At 66.3% G+C, this 21,961-nt stretch carries 22 protein-coding genes and 2 tRNA genes; 6 read left to right on the top strand and 18 right to left on the bottom strand.

Features of this window, described 5'->3' with window-relative positions; all coding sequences use genetic code 11:
* Nucleotides 1-65 precede the first annotated feature (65 nt).
* The 8 genes from OG394_RS24665 to ilvA form a co-directional block, all read right to left on the bottom strand.
* The gene (locus OG394_RS24665) at nt 66-866 is read right to left on the bottom strand and encodes a VTC domain-containing protein (RefSeq protein ID WP_328989428.1); all 801 of its coding nucleotides are present in this window, start codon (nt 864-866) and stop codon (nt 66-68) included.
* On the bottom strand, nt 863-1,462 hold the full coding sequence (locus OG394_RS24660) for a DUF4956 domain-containing protein (protein ID WP_328989427.1): 600 nt from the start codon (nt 1,460-1,462) through the stop codon (nt 863-865). Before OG394_RS24660 ends, OG394_RS24665 begins: the two co-directional genes overlap by 4 nt.
* A gap of 106 nt (nt 1,463-1,568) precedes the next feature.
* A complete protein-coding gene (locus OG394_RS24655) occupies nt 1,569-2,234 on the bottom strand; it encodes a response regulator transcription factor (protein WP_328989426.1) in 666 nt (221 codons plus the stop codon).
* On the bottom strand, nt 2,231-3,727 hold the full coding sequence (locus tag OG394_RS24650; RefSeq protein ID WP_328989425.1) for a sensor histidine kinase: 1,497 nt from the start codon (nt 3,725-3,727) through the stop codon (nt 2,231-2,233). Before OG394_RS24650 ends, OG394_RS24655 begins: the two co-directional genes overlap by 4 nt.
* Nucleotides 3,693-4,061, bottom strand: coding sequence for a hypothetical protein (locus tag OG394_RS24645; RefSeq protein WP_328989424.1), 369 nt, complete (start codon nt 4,059-4,061; stop codon nt 3,693-3,695). The genes OG394_RS24650 and OG394_RS24645 overlap by 35 nt, the downstream gene beginning before the upstream one ends.
* Nucleotides 4,062-4,356: 295 nt before the next feature.
* Complete coding sequence (locus OG394_RS24640) at nt 4,357-5,448, bottom strand: hypothetical protein (RefSeq protein ID WP_328989423.1); 1,092 nt, start codon at nt 5,446-5,448, stop codon at nt 4,357-4,359.
* A complete protein-coding gene (locus OG394_RS24635; protein ID WP_328989422.1) occupies nt 5,445-6,047 on the bottom strand; it encodes a hypothetical protein in 603 nt (200 codons plus the stop codon). Before OG394_RS24635 ends, OG394_RS24640 begins: the two co-directional genes overlap by 4 nt.
* Nucleotides 6,048-6,127: 80 nt before the next feature.
* Nucleotides 6,128-7,399 carry a threonine ammonia-lyase IlvA gene (gene ilvA, locus OG394_RS24630; protein ID WP_328989421.1) on the bottom strand — a complete coding sequence of 424 codons (1,272 nt, stop codon included), beginning with the start codon at nt 7,397-7,399 and terminating at the stop codon, nt 6,128-6,130.
* A gap of 202 nt (nt 7,400-7,601) precedes the next feature.
* Between ilvA and OG394_RS24625 the strand changes: the two genes are divergently transcribed.
* Nucleotides 7,602-8,462, top strand: coding sequence for a hypothetical protein (locus OG394_RS24625; RefSeq protein ID WP_328989419.1), 861 nt, complete (start codon nt 7,602-7,604; stop codon nt 8,460-8,462).
* Here the strand turns inward: OG394_RS24625 and OG394_RS24620 are convergent.
* Genes OG394_RS24620 through OG394_RS24605 form a run of 4 tightly spaced genes read right to left on the bottom strand, consistent with a single transcriptional unit; the run spans nt 8,459 to nt 12,120 of the window.
* The gene (locus OG394_RS24620; RefSeq protein WP_328989418.1) at nt 8,459-9,193 is read right to left on the bottom strand and encodes an MBL fold metallo-hydrolase; all 735 of its coding nucleotides are present in this window, start codon (nt 9,191-9,193) and stop codon (nt 8,459-8,461) included. The two genes, OG394_RS24625 and OG394_RS24620, sit on opposite strands and share 4 nt — an antisense overlap.
* On the bottom strand, nt 9,194-10,159 hold the full coding sequence (locus OG394_RS24615) for an alpha/beta fold hydrolase (RefSeq protein WP_328989417.1): 966 nt from the start codon (nt 10,157-10,159) through the stop codon (nt 9,194-9,196).
* A 55-nt stretch (nt 10,160-10,214) separates the two neighbouring features.
* A complete protein-coding gene (locus OG394_RS24610) occupies nt 10,215-10,655 on the bottom strand; it encodes a hypothetical protein (RefSeq protein ID WP_328989416.1) in 441 nt (146 codons plus the stop codon).
* A 43-nt stretch (nt 10,656-10,698) separates the two neighbouring features.
* Nucleotides 10,699-12,120 (bottom strand): LCP family protein, encoded by a 1,422-nt coding sequence (locus OG394_RS24605; protein ID WP_328989415.1) that lies wholly within the window; start codon nt 12,118-12,120, stop codon nt 10,699-10,701.
* Between the two features lie 448 nt (nt 12,121-12,568).
* Between OG394_RS24605 and OG394_RS24600 the strand changes: the two genes are divergently transcribed.
* A tRNA-Ser gene (locus OG394_RS24600) sits at nt 12,569-12,658 on the top strand.
* A 219-nt stretch (nt 12,659-12,877) separates the two neighbouring features.
* Here OG394_RS24600 and OG394_RS24595 read toward each other — a convergent pair.
* From OG394_RS24595 to OG394_RS24575, 5 genes are all read right to left on the bottom strand, one after another.
* On the bottom strand, nt 12,878-13,522 hold the full coding sequence (locus OG394_RS24595; RefSeq protein WP_328989414.1) for a class I SAM-dependent DNA methyltransferase: 645 nt from the start codon (nt 13,520-13,522) through the stop codon (nt 12,878-12,880).
* Nucleotides 13,523-13,758: 236 nt separating this feature from the next.
* Entirely contained in the window at nt 13,759-15,600 is a 1,842-nt protein-coding gene (locus OG394_RS24590) for a phosphoenolpyruvate carboxykinase (GTP) (RefSeq protein WP_328989413.1), read from the bottom strand.
* Nucleotides 15,601-15,856: 256 nt separating this feature from the next.
* On the bottom strand, nt 15,857-17,110 hold the full coding sequence (locus OG394_RS24585; RefSeq protein ID WP_328989412.1) for a hypothetical protein: 1,254 nt from the start codon (nt 17,108-17,110) through the stop codon (nt 15,857-15,859).
* Nucleotides 17,107-17,658, bottom strand: a complete 552-nt coding sequence (locus OG394_RS24580) for a hypothetical protein (RefSeq protein WP_328989411.1) — start codon at nt 17,656-17,658, stop codon at nt 17,107-17,109. The genes OG394_RS24585 and OG394_RS24580 overlap by 4 nt, the downstream gene beginning before the upstream one ends.
* 166 nt (nt 17,659-17,824) lie before the next feature.
* Nucleotides 17,825-18,382, bottom strand: coding sequence for a hypothetical protein (locus OG394_RS24575; RefSeq protein WP_328989410.1), 558 nt, complete (start codon nt 18,380-18,382; stop codon nt 17,825-17,827).
* A gap of 275 nt (nt 18,383-18,657) precedes the next feature.
* Between OG394_RS24575 and OG394_RS24570 the strand changes: the two genes are divergently transcribed.
* The 4 genes from OG394_RS24570 to OG394_RS24555 all read left to right on the top strand — a co-directional run bounded on the left by OG394_RS24570 (nt 18,658) and on the right by OG394_RS24555 (nt 21,152).
* A tRNA-Arg gene (locus OG394_RS24570) sits at nt 18,658-18,730 on the top strand.
* 337 nt (nt 18,731-19,067) lie between these two features.
* Nucleotides 19,068-19,808, top strand: coding sequence for a hypothetical protein (locus OG394_RS24565; RefSeq protein WP_328989409.1), 741 nt, complete (start codon nt 19,068-19,070; stop codon nt 19,806-19,808).
* A 280-nt stretch (nt 19,809-20,088) separates the two neighbouring features.
* Nucleotides 20,089-20,688 carry an ArsR family transcriptional regulator gene (locus tag OG394_RS24560; RefSeq protein WP_328989408.1) on the top strand — a complete coding sequence of 200 codons (600 nt, stop codon included), beginning with the start codon at nt 20,089-20,091 and terminating at the stop codon, nt 20,686-20,688.
* A gap of 32 nt (nt 20,689-20,720) precedes the next feature.
* Nucleotides 20,721-21,152, top strand: coding sequence for a hypothetical protein (locus OG394_RS24555; RefSeq protein WP_328989407.1), 432 nt, complete (start codon nt 20,721-20,723; stop codon nt 21,150-21,152).
* A 306-nt stretch (nt 21,153-21,458) separates the two neighbouring features.
* On the opposite strand, the gene OG394_RS24550 is transcribed toward OG394_RS24555, so the two are convergent.
* Entirely contained in the window at nt 21,459-21,857 is a 399-nt protein-coding gene (locus OG394_RS24550; protein WP_328989406.1) for a nuclear transport factor 2 family protein, read from the bottom strand.
* Nucleotides 21,858-21,961: the final 104 nt, after the last annotated feature.

Below are 21,961 nucleotides of genomic sequence, written 5' to 3'. Positions count from 1 at the left end.
GCCTACCTGTGCAGGTGCGCTGAGCTGAGAGGGCGGATTCCGACGAATGAACGCAAAGGAAGGGATCAAGCGGCCTGGAGTTGGCGGAGGGTTCGGTGCCAAGGGTTGGCGCGGAGGCCGGGGTTGAGCAGGGCGGCAGCCACGCAGTACTTGCTGACCTGGATCGGCCGGATGCCCAGATCACGCAGCACCCGATCCGCCACGCCCGCACGCCCAGCCGTCTTGCTCTCCACCAACACCGCCCCCACCGGCCCTCGCACCACCTCCACGTCACCACCACCCGACGGCCCGTGGTGGAAAAGCAGGTCGATATCGCAGGTCAGGCGCGCGTGGTCACCCCGGTCCACCAACGTCGTACGGCGGTAGGTCGTCGTTAGCGCCGGCACGAGATCACCCGCCTCCGATACGCCGTACTCCGTCCGCAACTGATCCCCCAAGAACTCCAACGCCTCGCCCGTCAACCGCGCCCGATCGTCCAATCCGTAAGGCATCCGCGCCTTGACCGTCTCGGACCGGCCACCCTTCAGCTTGACCTCGAACGTGCACTCACCACTATCCAGATACGCCCGCGTGCGGACCTTGTACCTCCGCCGCCGACGCTGCACGTGCTCGCGATAAAGCCGATAGTCCGCGCTATCGAAATACACCGACTCGTACTTGAAGCTACGACGCCCATCAATATCCAGTACGGCGAACCGGTGCCGCAGGCGGTCCGTCATTTCAATGAACGCGTTGATCGGCACCAAATACTTCCGGTCAATCCGCACCTGCAACGCAGCCTCGTCGAGTACCTCCGCGAGCGAAACCGCCCGCAACTCGCGAATTGCACCAGTAGTTGCCGCCAGCAACGAAGATCGCCCGGTCATGACGCGAACCGGTTCAGGGCCCGCAGGCTCGGCGCGACCCGCGGCTGGTCCGCGCGGACGCGATACCGCACGTCCACCACGGTGATGTCGGTGACGAGATCGAGCTCCAGCACCACGAAGTACCGGATATCCGCCTGCAGCAGGCGTTCCAGGGCAGGCTGGATGTCGCGAACATCCGGATACGCCTGGTCCAGCGTGACCTTCTGGCGACGCGATCGCGCGGTCAGCCCCGGGTGATCCACCAGGTACATCAGTCCGACCAGCAACAAGCTCAACGCCGGCGCAACCCAGAACGGCCCCGGATGCAGACCGTTGACCAGCCCCATGGCCAGCGAGACGAAGTAGTACGCGACCTCCTCCTGGGTGATCGAGTCCGACCGCAGCCGGATGATCGAGAGAATGCCGAACAACCCGAGCCCGAGCCCCATCCCCGCACCGCTGCCCGCGAGCATCGCCGTCACGGCCATCACGCCGACGTTCAGCGCGACGTACGCGAGCAGCAGGTCACGCCGGTGGTAGCGGCGGAAGTAGATGCCATAGGCAAGTAAAGCGATCGCGATCACATCCGCGAGCACAGCCAATCCCAGACCGGTCATCGGTTTTCATCCTCTCGAGGGCGGGCGACCGAATCTCCGGTCGCTTGATATCCCCGAGTCAATCGCGCCACCGTGAGGTGAATCTGTGCGAGCGATGAGAGACCTCTCATGCCCGCAGGCGATATCCCATTCCGCGCACGGTCTGGATCCGCTCGGCGCCGAGTTTGCGCCGCAGGTAACGGATGTAGACGTCGACCACGTTCGAGCCGGGGTCGAAGTCGAAGCCCCAAACCTGGGAGAGCAGTTGCTCGCGCGACAGCACTTGGTCGGGATGCCGGCAGAGCACTTCGGCCAGCACGAATTCGCGGGCGGTGAGTTCGATGCTCTGGTCCCCGATCGTCGCGCGCCGAGTGCGCAGATCCAGCGTCAGATCCCCGGCGACAAGCAAGGTCGCCTCGGCCGCGGAGCCGCCTTCGCTGCGTAGCCGGAGCCGCACCCGCGCAAGTAGTTCCTCGAAGGCGAACGGCTTCGCGATGTAGTCGTCGGCGCCACTTTCCAGCCCGGCGACGGTATCGCGGACGCTGTCCCGCGCGGTCAGGATGACCACCGGCATGCTCACCCGGGCCTCGCGAATCCGCCGCAATACGGTGAATCCGTCCACCTGGGGCAGGCCGATATCCAGCACGAGCAGGTCGTACGCCCCGCTGACCGCCTCCTGGTACGCCGTCTCGCCGTCGCTCACCGCGGTAGTGACAAATCCGTTGCTGCGCAGGCCGCGCTCCAGGAACGAGGCGATCCGCTCTTCGTCTTCCGCGATCAGGATCTTGTTCACAGGCTCACCAATTCCGGGTCGTCGGCCGGTGTCACGGCCTGGGTCGGCAGCTCGAGCACGAAGGTTGCCCCCGGCCCCTGTTGTGGTGCGAGCCGGATCTCGCCGCCATGCGCCCGCGCGATCGACCGGACGATCGCCAGTCCGAGACCGGCGCCCTCGGTCCGGCGCTGATCGTTGCCGCGGGCAAATCTCTCGAAGATGCGCTCGCGTTCCTCCGGCGCGACCCCGGTGCCGTTGTCCGCGACCCACAGCTCGACCCGGCCGGGCAATACCCGGGAGCCGACGGCGATGCGATCACCGTCGGCGGTATGGCGAACCGCGTTCGCGACCAACTGCATCAACGCCTGCGTCAGCCGCTGTCCGTCCGCCGTGATGAACGCGTCCGCGGCCTCATCCACCCGCCATTGCCGATCTGCGAGTGGCCGGGCCTTCGCGACCACGTCGACGACGAGATCGGTGAGGTTGATCTCGCCGACCGTGAGGAAGTCGGGCTGCTCACTCTTTGCCAGGAGCAACAAGTCGTCCACGATCCGGTTCATCCGCGACAACTCGTCGAGCACCAGCGCGGTCGTCTCCGCCCGGTCCTGCGGGTCGTCGCCCATCAACTCCAGATGTCCCCGGATCACCGTGATCGGCGTACGCAGCTCATGCCCCGCGTCGTCCAGGAACTGCCGCTGCCCGACGAACGCGACCTCGAGCCGATCCAGCATCGTGTTGAACGTCCGCGCCAGCCGCGCCACGTCGTCGTTGCCAGCGACCGCGATCCGCTGCCGCAGGTCCGTCTCGCTGATCTGCTCGGCCGTCTTCCGGACCAGCCGGATCGGCGCGAGCACCCGGCCCGCGACCAGCCAGCACGCCACGGCCGACATCACCAGAGCGCCGGCCACCACCAGACCGAGGACCTTCGCGACATCGTCCAGCGGCTTGGCCATCACGTCGCGGAATTCCAGCACCACCAAGGCCGCCGTACCAGGTGAATCCCCAACGCGGACCGGCAGCACGGCGTACCGGACGCGGCCGGCGCTGCTATCCACCCAGCCGTACGACGGACCCGGAGTGGCGGCGATCCGGGCGACGAACGCCGCGTCGGTATCGAGGCGTGCGGGTGGTACGGACAGGCTGCGGTGATGCGCCCGGCCGTTGAGCACGCTGAAGAACGCCTCGGAGGTGTCGGGCAGATTGCTCTGCATCCACCGGTCGAGCAATTCCTCGGGCCGGCTGAACCCCTGCGCCTGCGGCGACCCGGCGAACAACCGGAACTTCTCCGCCTCATGGCTCAACTCCGCATCAGCCATCGCGTCCGACCGCGCACTCAACGCCTGCCAGGTAAGGAACACCAGCGCCGTGAGGGCCAACGTCAACACACTCAACGTCCACCCGATGATCCGCACCCGCGCACTAACCCCCTGCCGCGGACCGGATGGCTGCGGCTGGGGTTGTGGGTCGCCGGGCTTGGGCTCAGTCGTCGTCAATGTCGTCCGAGTCGTCGTCATCGTCAATACCGGCCGTCGGCACCGGCGGCGGCGAAACCGGCACGGCCTCCCTCGGCCGCTTAGTCGGCCCCACCGTCGAGCCATCGGTCGGCGTGCCACTCGGCCCCGCAGTCTGGCCATCGGTCGGCGTGCTGCCCGGTCGGTCCGTGGGTTGTGTCGTCGGAGTGGGGGTGGTCCCCGGGGTCGGCCCAGTCGTCGGATTGCCGGCCGGTACGAGCACCACGCCGTCGCCGAGCTCCGGCGCCGACCGATCGGCGATGTAGTCGGTCAGCGCGAACCCAGCGACCACCAGTACGGCGGCCACCGCGAGATAGATCATCCGAGGAGATCGCATACCTCAACCTTCCACGTCCTCGCCCAGACCCAGATGAGCCCCAGATGAGAGTCCTCTCATCCTCCACCCTCTCTTTTTCGTTCATTCGTCGGAATCCGCCCTCTATCCGCCGGATCGCCCCGCACAGGCGGACGGTTGGCGAGGGCGGATTCCGACGAATGAACGAAAAAGAGGGCACGCGCTCATCGGTCCGAATACGGCTTGTATACAAACTGTACGCAGGCCGTATTCGGACCGATGAACACCACGGAGGGGTGAGCGCCAGGGAGGGTGTGAGCGCTAGGGGAGGGCGTGGTCAGCAGGTTGGGGTGGGGTGAGGGGTGCCGCGATAGAGCTCGAGGCGGACGTTGTCGTTGCGGGGGAGGAGTACGGCGATGCCGTCTGCCGGGGTCCAGGCGGCCGGGAGTAGCAGGTACTGGTCGTTGGACTGGAGTACGAGTTTCAGGCCGTCGTACCGGAAGGCGTAGAGCGCCTTGGAGCCCGTGCAGGCCGTTTCGATGACGCCGCGGCCGCCGAGGTTGAGCTCGCCGGTGCTGTAGACGACGGCGTTCGGGACCGTCGGCAGCTCGCCGACGAACTGCTCCGCCCGCGTGCGGCCCACCGCTGACGAGTAGTCGTTCGTGGCCCAGAACAGGCAGATGCCGACCAGGGCGAACACGCCCGCCCACTCGGCCATCCGCCGCGGACTCAACTCCTCGCCCCCGGCCCGGCCCCCCGCCCTGATCCCCGCGCCGCCCTGGCCCTCCGCCCCGGCCTCTGCGCCGGCCTCGCCATCCGCCCTGGACGCGCTGCCGGGGTGGGAATCGGTGACGGGGTCGGGGGCGGTTTCGAAGGGGGCGCGGCGGAGGTGGTTGGCGTAGGACAGGAGTAGGACGCCCGCGGCGAGGCTGAGGGGGGCGGCTAGTTCGATCACGTTGCGAAGGGGTTCGACGAACATGGCGATCAGGCCGAGCGAGGTCAGGATCGACCCGCAGATCAGGAGTACGGGCGGGCCGATCGAGGTCTGGCGTCGTACCAGCGGACGGCCCCAAATCGCCAGCAGCACCAAGCACGCGAGTACCACCATTGGTATGAACAGACCGTCCACGCTGAGCACCAGGTAGTCCACCGTCGTGAGCCCGAGCAGCGACGTGTCGACGCCGAAGTAGTCGTAGAACCAGAACCCCCGTTGCCACCCGAACCAGAACAGCAGCGCGGTCAGCAAGGTCGTCGGCGCGATCACCGTGCCGAACAGCCTCGCCACCTGCGGCAGGCCCACCGAAAACGTCGCCGTCGGCAGCGCCGTCTCCCCTGAGCGCGCTGAGCCGCCGGAACCATCCTCGGTTCCGGCGGCTCCATTGGCCCCAGCGGCGTCAGCGCTCCCAGGCTTCGGCTCGACGGCGGTCATTGCCCACCCTCACTTGGTGCCTCTTCCGGAGCGGGCGACTCCTCCGGGGAAGGCGACTCCTCGGGCGACGGGGATTCCTCGGGCGAAGGCGAAGGGGATTCCTCCGGTGACGACGAAGGCGAGGGCGAAGGCTCGGGCGAAGGGGTTTCGCACGGCGAGGTGCCGGCGACCAGGACAATCTCGCCGCCTCGCTTCACGGTCCCGCCCTCATCGGGCCGCGAGGAGTGGAACTCGCAGTCTTCCCAATCCGGCGCCGAGTTCTCGACCGTGATCGTCACGCACAACGTGCCATCACCGCACTGCTTCCGGACCGACTCCTCCAGTTCGCGCACGACGTCATTGATAGGACGCCCCTGCGTGAACCTGGTCGTAGTCACCTTGATCGGCGGCTTCGGCGCCTTACCGTCCTTGTCCCGCGGCGCACCCACCCCAGGGCCGCCCTGATCGCGATTCTCAGACCCGCCATCCCCGCTAGAGCTAGAGTCCGAGCCCGAGCCTGAGCCCGCGCCGGAGCCCACCACCGGCCCGCCGCAAGCGGCCAGCACAGCAGTAACCGCCAAAGTCGCGACCATGGCGCCGAATGATCGTTCTACCCTCATCTCAATTCCCCCAGTCCCCACGATGTTCTTATACCCATCGTCCGGACAAGGCTTCAGAGAGTCTTAAAGCGCCAAGAACGTCAGATCAAATACCGGAACTCCGCGCTATCAGGCTTGATCCGCTCGATATCCAACGGCGCGGCCTTCATCCGATCGAGCAACCCCGCCAAATCCTCTGCCCGCCCGATCTCGATACCGACCAAGGCGACACCGGTCTCGCGGTTGTTCCGCTTGACGTACTCGAAGAGCGCGATGTCGTCGTCAGGCCCCAGTACCTGATCCAGGAACTGCCGCAAAGCCCCAGGCTCCTGAGGGAACGTCACCAGGAAGTAGTGCTTCAGGCCTTCGTAGACGAGGGATCGCTCGACGATCTCCCCATACCGGCTGACGTCGTTGTTGCCGCCAGAGAGCAGGCAGACCACCGTTTCCCCTGGCCGTACGTCGATCCCGTAGCTGAGCGCCGCGGTCGCCAGAGCGCCTGCAGGCTCAGCGATCAACCCATCCGTCTGGTAGAGCTCAAGCATCTCTGAGCAGACAAGGCCTTCCGGGACGGCAGTCATCGTCACACCCGCTGCAGCGACCAGTGGCAGCGTCACGTCGCCAACACGTCGTACTGCGGCTCCATCGACAAAGCTGTCCAAGTGGTCAAGCGTTACCGGCTTACCGGCTTCAAGAGCCGCAGCCATACTCGCAGCGCCTTCAGGCTCTACACCGATCACGCGAACGTTTGGATGACGAGAAGCCAGCCACGTCGTCATACCAGCGATCAGGCCGCCACCGCCGACAGGAACCACCAGTACGTCGGGGGCGCGGCCTAGCTGCTCCACAAGTTCTACGGCCACTGTGCCTTGCCCTGCGACGGTTCTAGGGTCGTCGAACGCCGGGACCAGCGTGGCGCCAGTCGCCGTGGATTCGGCCAGTGCGGCGGCGGCTGCGTCGTCGTACGTGTCGCCGGTGACGATCACCTCGACCTGCGGGCCACCGAGCGCGGCGATGCGATCCCGCTTCTGGCGTGGCGTTGTCCGCGGCACGAAGACGCGTCCGTGCACACCGAGGATGTGGCACGAGTACGCGAGGCCTTGGCCGTGATTGCCCGCGCTGGCGCAGATCACGCCCGCGGCCTTGGCCTTTTCGTCCAGCTGGGCGATCAGGTTGTACGCCCCGCGCAGCTTGTACGAACGGCCGATCTGCAGGTCTTCGCGCTTCAGCCAGATCTCGGCGCCGGTCTGTTCCGACAGCCGGAGGTTGGCCTGTAAGGGGGTCCGGACCGCGACTCCGTCCAGTCGTCGTACCGCGGCCTCGACCGCTTCCACATCGACCGTCCGCTCGGTCAGGGGACTGCTGCTCGCCATGACACCTTCTTCGACAATGAATCACTTGCTCCGAAAATGAAGCACTTCGGAAAACTAATCCGCATCAGCTCGGATCCGTAGGCATGAACACCAACGTGTGTGGGGAGTCTAGTTTTCATACGCTCACCCGGTGTAACGACCAGCCGCCTGGATCGGATGTGCCGGGTACAACCGGCCAACGGGGGCTGGATTTGGGGGCAGTATGAAATCGATTCCGTTCGATCTGTGGGGCGATGCGCTGTGGTGTGGTCAGGAGGTCGTGCGAGAGGCGGCGCACGAACAAGCGATCCGGGGTCTGTTTCCGGACCCCATCCCGGCGCGAGGCGCAGATCTGGACACCGAGGCGGAACTCGTCCCGGAACCCTATAACCGCTTCGACCCGCGGGCGATCGCCGTGCGGGTTCACGATCAGGTGGTCGGCTACCTGCCGAGAGAGGACGCGCACCGCTACCACGCGGCGCTGACCGAACTGGTCGCGCAGGGCCTGCAACCGCGGGTGCCCTGCCACATCTGGGTCAGTGAATGGGCGCCGGCCGACTGGGAGCACAAGAACTCCGAGTCGACCGATTTCCATGCCAGTGTGGCGATCGCGCTGGGCCAACCGCACATGCTCGTACCGGTCAACCTGCCACCTCCCGGCGGCTACCAGCTGTTGCCGTCGGGAGGTGGCGTGGCGGTCTCCGGCAGCGGGGACCACGCCGACGTGCTCGCGCCGTTGTTCCGCCCCGAGGGCGAGTGCTGGGCTTATGCCACGCTGCACGCCGTTGAGGAGGAAGGGGATGAGCGGCCCAAGATGGTCGTCGAGGTGCGGATCGACGACGAACCGGTCGGCCGGCTCAGCCCCAAGTTGAGCCACGACTTCCTGCCCGCCATCCACTACCTCGCCGACATGCGGGCGGAAACCGCCGCCCGGGTCATCGTCCGCGGGGACCGGCTGGTCTCGGAGGTGATTCTCTACGCGGCCCGGAGTCATGACCTGCCGGCCACCTGGCCGGACGGTCTGACCCGGTCGCCAGTCGCCGCCCCGGGATGGCACTACTGGATAGGCAAAGAGGCTAATTAGACGGTGAGGCTTTCGTTTTCGACGGCGGTCAAGGTGGGACCACCGAAGACGGCGGCAGCCCGATCCGTTGCCTCGAAGCGATCGAGCGCCGGGCCGACGTGAGTGACCACGAGTCGCCCCACGTCGGCCCGGCGAGCCAATGCCCCCGCGTCCTCCGGGGTGTGGTGCACCTCGGACGGCTGATCCACGTCCGCCTCACACAGCAGTACGTCGGCCCGTGCGGCCAATTCGTCGAGCCCAGGTGATGGCGCGCAATCCCCCGAATAGACCAGCGCGCGGCCATCCGCCGTCGCGCGCAGGCCGTACGCCTCGCAGCCGTGCTCGACCGCCTTGCTCAACAGCGTGAGGTCTTTGAACGTCACCTCGTGACCGTCCGACAACTCGCGCAGCTCGAGTACGGCGTCCGCGACGCCTTTCGCCAGGAAGAACCCGTCGACCTTGTCGGCCATCCCCGCAGGCGCGTAGACCGGGATCGGCGCCACCTTCGGCAAGTGGCCGAACAAGAGCGCGTAGTACGCGTTGATCAGGTCCAGCGTGTGATCGGCATGCAAGTGGGACAACCAGATCGCGTCGAGCTCCTCGAGCCGTACATGCTTGAGCAGGTTCGCCATCGAACCCGGGCCTGCGTCGACCCACACCTTCGCCGCGTCGGTCCGCAGCAGATAGCCCGCGCACGGCCGATCCGGCTGGGGATAAGGCGCGGCCGTCCCCAACACGGTCAGCCTGAACACTTACAACCCTTCGCCAATGAGCGTGTAGATCCGGTCCATCGCGCCCGGCAGGTCGTCGTGGCCGAAGTCGGGGTAGATGTGCAGGTTCTTCGGCGCGGTGATCCTGTTGTACGCCGCGAACTGGGTCGACGGCGGGCACGTCTTGTCCTCGAGGCCGACGAACATCTCCACCCGGCCCTGGATTCGCGCGGCCAGGTGCTGGACGTCGACGTACCCCAACCGGGTGAAGACCTCCCGCTCGCGCAGGTGCTGCGGGTCGCGCTTCTTGAACCAGGTGGTGATCTCGTCGTACGGCGCCTTCTCCAGGCTCATCTCCCACGCGCGCTGGTAGTCGCACAGGAACGGGAAGACGGTCGCGGCCAGCTTGACCTGCGGCGCGAGCGCTGCCGCGACCAGGCTGAGGCCGCCGCCCTGGCTCCAGCCGGTGGTGGCGACGCGATCCGGGTCGACCTCTTCGAAATCGCTGACGATGTCGAACAGCCTGCGCGTGTCGAGGAAGACGTGCCGGTAGAGCAAGTGCTCGGGCCCGGCGTCGAGGCCGTCGACCACGTGGTGCTTGAGGTTGAACGCACTGCCGCGCGGCAGGTTGTCGACGTACCCGACCTGCTCGCGGACATCCAGCGCGGCGATGGTGAACCCGCGGGCCGCATAACCCAGCAGATCGGTCCACTTCGGCGACTCCCCGCCGTACCCGTGGAACATCAACACGGCCGGCGCCGGGCCGTCGGTGGTCAGTGGGCGGACCACCTTGGCATGCACGCGGGCGCCGCCGGTGCCGGTGAAGTAGAGGTGCTCGGTCCGCGCGAACGGCACGGTGAACTCGGCCGGCACCAGTTCGACCTCGGCGTCGACACCGGCCAGCTCGGCCAGGGCCTTGGCCCAGTACTCGTCGAAGTCGTCGGGGCGGGGGTTGGTGCCCTGGTACGTCTGGAGGGCCTCGAACGGCAGATCAAAAGCGAGTGGCACCGGTGACTCCTCAGGTCAGGGCAAGCGGTTACACGTCACCTTATTTCGGCGGAGCTCATTCCGCCCGGCCGTCCCAAATCGTGTAACCGTGGGCCGCGTTCAGCCGGTCCCGGAGGTCGGTCTGCAGCGGCTCCTGCCGGCCGGGCGGCAGCCAGCGCAACGGGATCAGCGTGGTGTCATCGGGACGCTTCGTCCGCAGCGCGACGGCCTCGCCCTGGGTGGTCGCGACCAGATCCACGGTCTTGATATCCATCCAGGCGGTCTTGACCCCGCGCACCTCGATCGAGTCCTTGCCGAGCTTGAGCAGCACCGGCGGCCGGGCCAGCACCCAGAGCCCGGTCAGCACCACCAGGCCGCCGAGCGCGACCAGCACGGAGACCAGCGAGTCCGGGGGGTTGAAGGCCCAGAGGATCGCGGCCACACCGAGGATGATCAGACCGACCGCGAGAATGCCGAGGAAGCGGTCCGGTCGCATCCGGTACGTCGACGAGCTCATCCACCAAGGATGTCAGCCCGCACCGACGTTTTCCGCTTCGGGGTTACTCCTCGTCGTTCACCGGGTTGTACGCGCAGACGTCGGCCAGGTCCTGCTCGGCGCCGGGCTTCGGGGTGATCGTCGTGCTCGGCTTGCCGGTCGTGGTGGTGGTCGTCGTCTTCGGAGGCGCGGTCGTCGCCGAGATGGGCTTCACCTTGGGCTTCGTGGCCTTGGCGACCAATTCGGCGATCGCTTCGTAGTCGGGGTTGCGGCCGTTGGGGAAGTTCTTCGCCTTGTCCAGGTCGACATTGGTGACCTTCGCGCTCTTCACCTTCATACCGAGCTCGATGAACGCGGGCAGGATCTCCTGCGGGATATCCGTGCGGAGCAGCTTCTTGCTGGCCGAGGCGATCTGCTGGTACTTCGTGACCAGCGTCGCCGGTTGCGCGCTGTCCACGATCGCCTTGATCGTGCAGCGCTGCCGCTCCTGCCGGGAGGTGTCACTCAGCCCATACCGCCCGCGAGCGAACCAGAGCGCTTCTGGGCCCATCAGCTTCTTGTTCGCTCCCGGGGTCAGGTAATAACGCGGCAGGACGTCGTCAGCGCTGCCTTCGCCCTTGTAGTCGCCGCCGACCGGAACCTTGTAGTTGATGTTGACCTTGATACCGCCGAGGGCGTCGACGATCGTCTCGAAGCCCTTGAGGTTGACCTGCATGTAGTAGTCGATGTCGAGACCGAGCGCCGCGCCGACCGACACCTTCAGCACGTCCGCGCCTTCGTTGTCGGATTCACCGAGGATGCCTGGGTGCTGCTCCGGGATGTTCCGGTACATCGCGTCGAGGTAGTACTCGGGCTGCTCGGCTTCCCCGTTGGGGTCCCAGTAGCCGTCGGGGTATTCCTCGTGGAGCGGCGAGTCCTCGGGGAACGGCATCCGCATCCAGTTCCGGCTGAGGGAGATCAGACTGGTATCACCGGTTTTGGTGTCGATACTGGCCACCATCACGGTGTCCGTCCGGGTGCCGTCGCGGCCGGTGCCGTCGTCGGCGCCGAGCAACAGGATGTTCAGCCGGGGAGTGCTCGCCCATGGGTCCTTCTTGTTCTCGACCTTCGGCCGGGTGGCGCTCTTCGACTTGCCTTCGGCCTGGAAGACGCTGCCGATCAGATCCCGCTGGGCCAGCACGCTCTGAGCCGCGAAGGCCATCGGCGCGGCGATCGCGAAACAGAGCAGCCCGACGAACGCCGAACCCAGCGCGCGCCCGCCGCCCGACGTACTGGCCGGGCGGAGCAGGCGATGCGAGGAGATGATGATCGCGATCCAGGCCAGCGCCAGCGCGACGATGATGGCGGTGGCGATCAGCAGCTGGCTCGGGTCGACCGCCAGCTCGAGCACCTGCTCGCGCCGGGTGAGTCCGACCACCGCGAGTAGCACCACCAAGGCGCCGGTCAGCGTCATGACGAAGGCGCCGAGCTTGGCCCGGCCGCCCATGATGAAACCCGACCCGGGGATCAGCGCGCTGACGAAGGTCAGGCCGATCGCTCGCCCAATGGAACGGGCCCGGTACGCTCTGTGACGACCGGATGACCGCGAGCCCTGAGCCGACCTCCGTGGTGCACGAGAGCTGCGGGACATGGCTCCGGTTCCTGTTGGCCGACGGGTCGTGGGTGCCCCGGCGGCCCCGAATTCTTGACGCCGTCTCACCCACTTAGGTTGACGCGCCGCCTGCCCCTTTGGTTGCCGCTCGTCGAACCACGGTCAGATTACAGGTGCGCACCATGCCGTTCCCAAGCTCCAGTACCCCGTCTTAACGCACCTCTGGGACTTCACTTCAGCCGGCGCCCGGAGTTCCGTTGGCCCCGTGCCGCATCTCATTTTGCCGCCGGAGCCGATCAGCAGATACGCTGGGCCGTCGCCGGATCGCAACTGGATCCAGCGTGGAGGTGTCGCCTAGTCCGGTCGATGGCGCCCGCCTGCTAAGCGGGTTGAGGGTAATCCCCTCTCGGGGGTTCAAATCCCCCCACCTCCGCCGGAAAGAGAAGAGCGCAGTGAAAGCCCCCAGGGCTTTCACTGCGCTCTTCTCGTCTGCGGTCCTCGGTCCTTTTCTGTTCACGAGTGGTCGCATCCTGCCCCCTGTCCGTGGTCGTTCACACGCCCGCAGACAGCTGTCGATGTCCAAAGTCGTCTGCGCGGTGTCGCGTTGTGTGGTGGGTCTGGTGGTGAATGGCGAGCCCGGCATATGCAGAAGTCAGGAGTCACTGCGTGCGAAAAGAATCGCTTGCTGAGCTTTCGCATCCGGGTCGAGCAGCATCTGGGCATCGACCACGAATCCGGCATCGCGCAGCCAGGATGCCACCTGGTCAGGCTGACGGCGGTGGACATGGACCTTCATCGGGTGACCGCCATAGCCCTCCGTCTTCAACCGCGACTCGTCGCCGACGTGAAACAGGAGCTGCAGGGGTCCGCCGGGACGCAATGCCCGGTGGAAGTGCCCGAACACAGCCGGTACCTCGTTGTCGGGGACGTGGATCAACGACTGCCACGCGACCAGGCCGGCCACCGAACCGACGGGGAGGTCCAGGTTCGTCATCGAGCCCACCTCGAACCGCAGGCCGGGGTGGTCGCGCCGGGCCACGTCGATCATCCCCGGGGAGACGTCGATACCGAAGGCGTCGACACCGAGCTGATGCAGGTGGGCGGTGACTTCACCGGGGCCGCAGCCGACGTCTGCGACCGGTCCACCGCCGGCGGTCCGCACGCTGTCGGCGAACAACGCCAGAGCCGCGCGAAGGTACTGGTGTCCGGCGAGGGCGCCGCGCACTTGGTCGGCATAACTGACCGCGACTGTGTCATAAGAGGTTCGGGTGTCGGCCAGCCAGCTGTCCGTGGTCATGACGGCACGATACGGTGCCGATCGAATCCGCTGGCTGGTCGCAACACGACACACCTGTAGCGGGACACGGTGGCTCCCTGATGCAAGAGTCCGGGGGCGGGATGCGACCACTCGTGAACAGAAAAGGTGGCGCAAAAGGAGATCGGCCCGGGCCATCCGCTTCCGGAAGATGGCTCGGGCCGATCGGGGTCGCTGCTCGGCGCCGGCGTCATTGGCGACGCCGAGCCGCGGGCTTGCTAGGCGCCGAGGCGCTGCTTCAAGGTGTCGAGTTCGACCCGCAGGGCGGTCGGGACCTTGTCGCCGATCTTGGCGAACCACTCCTCGATCAGCGGGATCTCGGCCTTCCACTCCTCGTCGTCGACGTTGAGCGCGGTCTGCAGGGCCTCGAGCGAGAGGTCCAGCCCGGATACGTCGATCGCGTCCGGCGTCGGCACGCGACCGATGGAGGTCTCCACGGCAGCGGCCTTGCCCTCGAGACGCTCGACGACCCACTTGAGCACGCGGCCGTTCTCGCTGAAGCCGGGCCAGACGAACTTGCCCGCGTCGTCCTTGCGGAACCAGTTCACGTAGAAGATCTTCGGCAGCTTGGACGCGTCGTGGTCCTTGCCGACGGTGATCCAGTGGTTGAAGTAGTCGCCCGCGTCGTACCCGATGAAGGGCAGCATCGCCATCGGGTCACGCCGGACCACGCCGACCTGGCCGACCGCGGCCGCGGTGGTCTCGGACGACAGGGTCGCGCCCATGAACACGCCGTGCGCCCAGTCGCGCGCCTCGGTCACCAGCGGCACCGTGGTGGCGCGACGGCCGCCGAAGAGGATGGCCGAGATCGGCACACCGTTCGGGTCCTCGTACTCGTCGGCGATGATCGGGCACTGCTTGATCGGGGTGCAGAAGCGGCTGTTCGGGTGCGAGGACAGCTCGTCGGACGACGGCGTCCAGTCCCGGCCCTTCCAGTCGGTGAGGTGGTTCGGCGGGACCTCGGAGTAGCCCTCCCACCAGACGTCACCGTCGTCGGTCAGCGCCACGTTGGTGAAGAGCGAGTTGCCCTTCTCGATCGTGCGCATCGCGTTCGGGTTGGTCTTCCAGCCGGTGCCGGGGGCCACGCCGAACAGGCCGAACTCCGGGTTCACGGCGTACAGCCGGCCGTCCTCGCCGAAACGCATCCAGGCGATGTCGTCGCCGAGCGTCTCGACCTCCCAGCCCTCGAGGGTCGGGTCGAGCATGGCGAGGTTGGTCTTGCCGCAGGCGCTCGGGAACGCCGCCGCGACGTAGTAGACCTTCTTCTCCGGCGAGATCAGCTTGAGGATGAGCATGTGCTCGGCCAGCCAGCCTTCGTCACGCGCCATCACCGAGGCGATGCGCAGCGAGTAGCACTTCTTACCCAGCAGCGAGTTACCGCCGTAGCCGGAGCCGTACGACCAGATGGTCCGCTCCTCCGGGAACTGCACGATGTACTTCTCGTCGTTGCACGGCCACGGCACGTCGGCCTGGCCGGCCTCCAGCGGCGCGCCGACCGAGTGCAAACACGGCACGTACGGCGCGTCGGTGCCCATCTTCTCGAGTACGTCGGCACCGATCCGGGCCATGATCCGCATCGACGCGACAACGTACGCCGAGTCGGTGATCTCGACGCCGAACATCGGCTTCTCCGCGGTCAGCGGGCCCATGCAGAACGGGATCACGTACATCGTCCGGCCGCGCATCGAGCCGCGGTACAGCCCGGTCATGATGGCCTTCATCTCGGCCGGGTCCATCCAGTTGTTGGTCGGACCGGAGTCGGCCTCGTCGACCGAACAAATGAAGGTGCGCTCCTCGACCCGGGCGACGTCGGACGGGTCGGTGCGGGCCCAGAACGAGTTCGGCTTCTTCTCGTCGTTCAGCCGGACCAGGGTGCCGGCCTCGACCAGTTCACCGGTCAGCTTGGCGTACTCCTCGTCGGACCCGTCGACCCAGTGGATCCGGTCCGGCTGCGTGAGCTCGGCGATCTCGGCCACCCATGCGGCCAGGGCGGTGTGGGCGGTGGGGCGCTCGTCGTTGAGGCCTGCGTCGGTCTGGGTGGGACTGGCGGTGGTGGTCATCGGCGGCTCGTTCCCTCTCGCGATCGTCCGGGGTACACCGAACCGGCCGATCGGATCCCGACGGCCGGAACAGCTGGCTGGCGTAGCTTGCATTGACATACCAGTGGACGCTGTGGACGTATACCAGCATGCAAGTGGTACTACGGTACGCGAGGCGGAAGGGTGCTGTGAACCGGCAGCTTGTGAGTACGATCACAAAAGCCCATCGGGAAAGCCTTGTCCCGATGGGCTGAGGTCTTACGGAGGAAAATTCGGCCTAAGAGGTCTGGGTCCGGATATCGTTCAGCACTCGCTGGGCAGCGGCCTTGTCATCGTCCTGTGCCGTCACGGCCACACCGACGAGCCACCAATGGCCGCTGGCCTCGAAGGTACGCGTCATCGATACGACGTACGACGCGCCCTGCTGCTCGGTGAACCAGGTCTGCCCGTCCTTGGCCGTAGCCGGCACTGGCACCTTGAACCGCGTGGTCCAGCGCTGGTCGAACGCGGCCCGCTCCTGACGGCAAGCGGCCAGCCCCTTACAGGGATGTACGGCGAGCGCAGCGTTCAGCGGTGCCGTCCCCGGGTCCTCTCCGGTGATCACGCGCCTATAGATCGCGTACGACGATTCGCCGAGCTTGAGCTGCCCGGGTACGTCTGGCCAGCGGAAGCTGAACGGTAGGTCTAGCCCGACCACTGGCTCCGTAACGTCCTCCGGCGTGTAGGTGACGCCAACGACCGACACAGACCGCAGACGCGGGTCAAGCCTGGGTGGTACGGGGGCCTTGTCTATCCCCGGCAGTACGACGTTGGTCGGCAAGGCGGAGGGGCTTACTGCCGGTGGCACCGGGGTGTTGGCGCCTGCGGCGGGCTCGTCCTTCTTATTGAAGGCAGACCCGACGGAGTAGGTAATGGTGAACAGCAGCAAGTACGCGACGGCGGCGATCACGTAGAACTTCCAGCCGGTTCTGCGCTTCAGGCCCGCGACAAACCCCTGCTCACCTTCAGGTACGTCGGAACGCTCAGCCGCCTGTACGTCGTACTGGCCGCGCTGTTGCGTTTTTCCGGCCGGGTCGTTCGTCTGGCCTGGGTTGTACGTCAGGCCGTGGTTGTTCGCTTGGCCCGCGTGGTTGGGCTGGGTGGCGTTGTTCGGCTGATCCGGCATGGGCGCGGTGCCGAAGTGCTGGAGCTGGCGGCGGATCTCGTCCATCGAGGTCTGGTCGTTGCCGAAGACGCCGTCGAGGGGATCGAGCAGGCGCTCGGCGCCGGACTGACCAGGGATGAGCTGGGTGATCGCATACGGCCGATCGGTCGTGAAGTCGGCGGCCCACAACGGCGTACCAGACCCCTGCGCTCGGCCGGCCTGGTCAAGGCGTTCGCGAACCTGCGGATCGTCTGCGCCGGCCGCACTCAGCACGATCGCCACGACCTCATGTCCGGAGCTCGAGCGCCCACGCCAGATCTCCGCGAGCGGATGCCGCAGCAGGCGCTGCCCGAACTCGAAGCCCGCGATCTGCGGTGCGGTGTTCACTTCGCCTCCCAGACGGCGCGATCGGCCAGGATGAGCAGGGCCGCTTCGGTGGTCTCGCGGCGGATCGGATGGGCCGTGTACTCGACCTCGACGACCGTGTCGGCGCGAACGGTGATGACCTTGAAGGCCCACTGCTCCTCGCCGTTCTCACTGCGCTGGATCTTGGTGGGATACGGCCGGCCCTCGACCACGACCCACGGCCGGCTGTCGAACGCGCGCCGAGCGACCTGGGCGGCGGTGCTGCCGACCTTGGCGGCATGGCTCGTCACCGTGATGCCGAGCTGCGCGCCGGTGTAGCTCTTCTGGCTGCGCTCGTCGACCGACGCCCGGCACCGGATGTCGGCGGCACCGGTCTGCGCGAGCGTCGCATCGGAGCCAATGGGGAAGAAGGCGGACACATCACCCAGCCGCTTGCACAGGTCGGCCGGCAACTTCCTTGCCGTCGGCAACTGCGTCGAGTCGGCGGAACTACCCACCGCCAGGCCGAGCCCGAACCCCGCCAGCACCGTCACACCAGCCCCGATGGCCAAACCCCGTCCCAACCGCATGCGCAGACATTAGCCCCGCGAAGGGTCGCCCCCGGTAGCCGCCCGCTCGCACAAAACGATCACACTTCCCTGCCAAACAGCCCACCGATCCGTCACCTTCCGGCGAGGCTCGGACGTCTGCGGGTGTGGTCAGGTGTGCGCTAAGCGCGGGGGTCTGCGTGCGGGATCAGCTGCCGGTGAGGCCGCGGACGGTACCGCCGGACTCACCGAGCTTGCCGCCGAGGCCGGACAGCGCCTGCCCCACCTCGTAAAGAATGCCGGACAGATCCCGCAGGTTGCCCGCGAGGCTGTCGATCTCCCCAGCGACCCCGCTGATACTGCTACTCCCGCTGTTCAGCTTCTTGGCCGCGGCGTCACCGATACCCGGGATCTTGTCGAGCTCACCGGCCAACTCCGCCAGCATTCCGGCAGCGTCGTTCAGCTTGTCCTTGGCGGAACCCATCGTGTCGGCACTACCACTCAGCGCCCGCCGGGCACCGCCCTCGCCGTCATCCCCAACCAGCGCACCCGCCGCCTTGACCGCCTGCTCACCCGCCTCGGCCAGCCCGTCACCAAGCGACTTCAGCAACTTCGGCAACTGCCCGAGAAACCCGAGCGCGTCATCCGGCAGATCCCTGACCAGCTTGAGGACCTTGTCGAAGTCATCCGCGTTATCCAGCACAAAGCCGACGGCCTTCTTCACGTCGCCCATATCGCGCCCACCGAACAGCTCACCAATATCCACCCCCGGATCCTCCCCCCTCCCTCCTTCCCCCACCACCCGCCACGCCGAACCCACCTCCCGACCCGCACCCCGCCAACCGGCCCGCCCGCCCCTCGGCCAACCCTTCGCCAGACCTCTCGCCGGCCGCTCGTTCCGCCCTCGATCGGCCCTCGATCGGCCCTCGATCGGCCCCGCGGCGGCCCTCCATCCGGCGCCAAGACGACTCACCAATCGGCCTGATGACGACCGATTTCATACCTGAGGCCGTGCCCGTGTATCGTTACCTTTCGTTGTCGGCGCTCGTAGCTCAACGGATAGAGCATCTGACTACGGATCAGAAGGTTGGGGGTTCGAATCCCTCCGAGCGCGCACGCAAAACCCCGGGTCACCAGTGGATGACCCGGGGTTTTATCATTTCCCGGAGCGGGTTTACTCCCCCAATTGGCCTCACGTCAACCCTCGGGCTCCTCGAACAGGAAGCCGAGCTGTCGACCGCGCCCCGCTGGAGATCCCTATCAATGTCGACGTAGATGGCCTTCGTCGTCCGGGTTCTCGTGGCCGAGGATGTCTTGGATCTGCTTCAAGGGACGCCTGGCTCCACCTCTCACATGGCGCAACGGCCGGGCAGATTACGTGCTGTGGGCGCGGCGCCGCAGGTGTAACGTGCTCCCGACTCTCGATCCGCCAACCCACAGGTGGTGCCGTCTTGCGCGGATGGAACCTCGCCTTCGCTCTCACTCTCTGGGCCTACTTGTTGCTTGTCGCGCCCTGGCTGGCCCACCGCAGCCATCGACGGCTCGTCAAGGTGCTCGCGGCTGGTGATGCGAATGCTCGTATCCGTCAGTACACCACCAGCGCGGCACGCAACGTGGCAATCGCGGCAGTGGCTGTCGCACTGGTGGTAAGCAGCGATGGGGGTCACGTCGAGTATCTCGGCCTGCGGTGGCCAACTCACGCGGGCTATCTTTCGGCTGCTCTAGTGGTCAGTCTGTCCGCCGTGATACTTGCCCGCTTCCTGCAGGTACGGCGCAGCGGGACGATCACGGTGGTTTCCGGCGACAAGGTTCGGCCGTATCAGCCGGTCACCACGCTCGAGCGTGTGGTTTACGGAGTAACGCTGCTGGTCAACGGCCTCACTCGGCAGCTCGTCTTCGCCGGCTTCCTTGCCGTTACCGTCGTGACATTGGGCCCCGAATCGTCGGCATGGTTCGCGATCGGCGTCGCTGCGATCGTGGTCGCTGTGAACCAGAGCTGGCTCAGATGGTCGTGCATACCGATGGCCGCTCTAGGTGGCGCGCTGTCGATGTATCTCTTCCTTGCGACCAGAAGCATCTTGCTGAGCGTGGCCATATTCGTGATCGCTGGTGCCCAGGGATACATAGCGCCAGTCAGCAATGTCAGGAGCAAGGCACGCAGCCGATGGGACGGGCAGGCAACATCCCCCTGATCTAGAGGCGATCATCCAATCTGACCCAACGAGCCCGCACGAGGTGCGTCTATAGGCCTCATCGTCTGCGGCAATGGGAGATGAAGGCAGCCGGAGATTGAATTCCGCGGGCTCTACGACCGGAAGGGTTGGGGGTTCGAATCCCTCCGAGCACGCCACCCGATAGGCCCAGGCAGATCACTTCGACCCTGTTTTCGCGTTCTAAGGCACAACCTGGGATACATGCAATATCTACATGATATCGTGTGAATATTGCATCTATCTCCGCTGAGGAGCCGGCATGAGACCAGCACCGCCCGCGCTGTTCCCCTTGCTCCGATCCGACCTGCAGGCGCGGATCCTCGCGAGGGTGTATCTCGGCGACGAGGAGGAGTCCGTTGCCGAGTTGGCCGCCGCGATAGCGGCCGACCCCGGGAACACAGCGCGTGAAGTGGCGCGGCTGGAGGAAGGTCGCGTGCTCGCCAGTCGCCGCATCGGCCGGACGAAGTTGGTACGTGCTGACACATCGGCACCGCACTACCAGCCGCTGCGCGACTTGCTCTCGATCGTCCTCGGGCCGGCCACGGTGCTGCGCGAGGCGCTGACCGGCATCAGCGGGATCAAGCGTGCTGAAATCTTCGGGTCATGGGCGGTGCGGTACCTCGGAGAGCGTGGTCCAGCGCCGGCTGACATCGACCTACTGATCGTCGGCAGCCCGAATCGCGACGATCTGCACGACGCAACCGAGCAGGCGGCAACTCGTCTCAATCGTCTGGTGAATCCGGTCGTGATCTCCGAGCGTCGCTGGGAATCGTCGAACGACGGGTTCATCGTCGAACTCCGCTCCAGGCCCCGTGTCCCTGTCATCGAGCCCGTCGAGACCTCGGCGGTGGCGAGTTGAGTTGGGACCGCGGCCGAGAGGAGATTCTCGCGATGCTGGATCGTCGCGAGCTCACCCAGGTCATCGCCGATCTCGGACTCGCACAGCGGCTGATCGCTTCCGCACGGCGACACCTAGCGAGCGCCGAGCTGGTTGCTGACGAGGACGCGGAGCTTGCCTACGCAGCAGTGCACGACGCGGTGCGGAAGGCGATGGCAGCGATGCTCCAAGCGCAAGGTCTGCGTGCGACGACCTCCGGCGGGCATATCGCGGTGCAGCACGCAATCAGGGCGCAGTTCGCAGCCTCGATGGGCTCGTTGCTCCGGCCGATCGACCGGATTCGAGTCACTCGTCACTCGGCCGAGTATCCGAGCAGTGACACCTACATCGATGCCGACGCTGTTCGCGCTGACATTCCTGTCGCCAAAGCAGTCGTCGATGCAGCGGACAGCGCGGTCAACCACCTTCCCGTCTTCAAGACCTGACGGACTTGAGCCAACTGCCGAATTGATCTCTCACGGATCAAGGCGCCGCCTTCGGCGCCGGGCGGGGCCAACCTCAGAGGCCTTTGATTCGAGGGCCAAGAGCAATTGCCTCCGGCACGGGTCTCACGACTCCGGGATGACAGGGCTCACATCGATCGCCTGACCGAAGTCCTGCACGCACTCTGTCGTGGGTCTGTCGCCCGACAGATCCGTGTCACCTGTACCTCGACCTGGAAGGCTGAGCACTACAGCACTCGTCCGCACATGCCGATGACTGCGCGAAATACTTGCCGGTCCTCTGTCGGGTCATTCCATGGGTTCCACCCATTCGGCCCGCCACTGCGGCGGTTCCCATGGCTCAGTGATGTAGATGCGTTCTCTGAACACCTTGCCGTCGCGAAACTCCATGATCCCCGCGACGTTGAGCGGTCGGCCGTCGTCGTACTGGATCGTGTACTCGTTGACCCACAGGTCACCGCTCCCGACCGTGCGATGCATCTCGATCTTGAGCCTTGCCGGGTAGGCCGAACGGAACGCGATGATGTTCTCTCTGCCCCGGATCCGTTCCCGGCCCTGGGGAAACTCGATCACCGCGTGGTCGGCGTAGATGGCAGCGGAGCGTTCTTGGTCGGCGCGGGTGGCCTCAAGGCCCTGGGGTGCGTCGAAGTGCTCCTTGATGAGGCGCCTGGCGTCCTGATCATCCATGCTCCCCATGCTGTGCCTGATCATCAGGCCCGGCAAGCGCCTTGGGGTTGGGCGGGCTAACGCCCCGCCCACGTGCGGGCTGGCGCGACACAGTCCTGGGCAGG

This window comes from Kribbella sp. NBC_01245, assembly GCF_036226525.1.
Classification (GTDB): domain Bacteria; phylum Actinomycetota; class Actinomycetes; order Propionibacteriales; family Kribbellaceae; genus Kribbella.
Note: the sequence above shows the minus strand (reverse complement) of the source record. Positions and strands in the feature narration are given on the sequence as shown.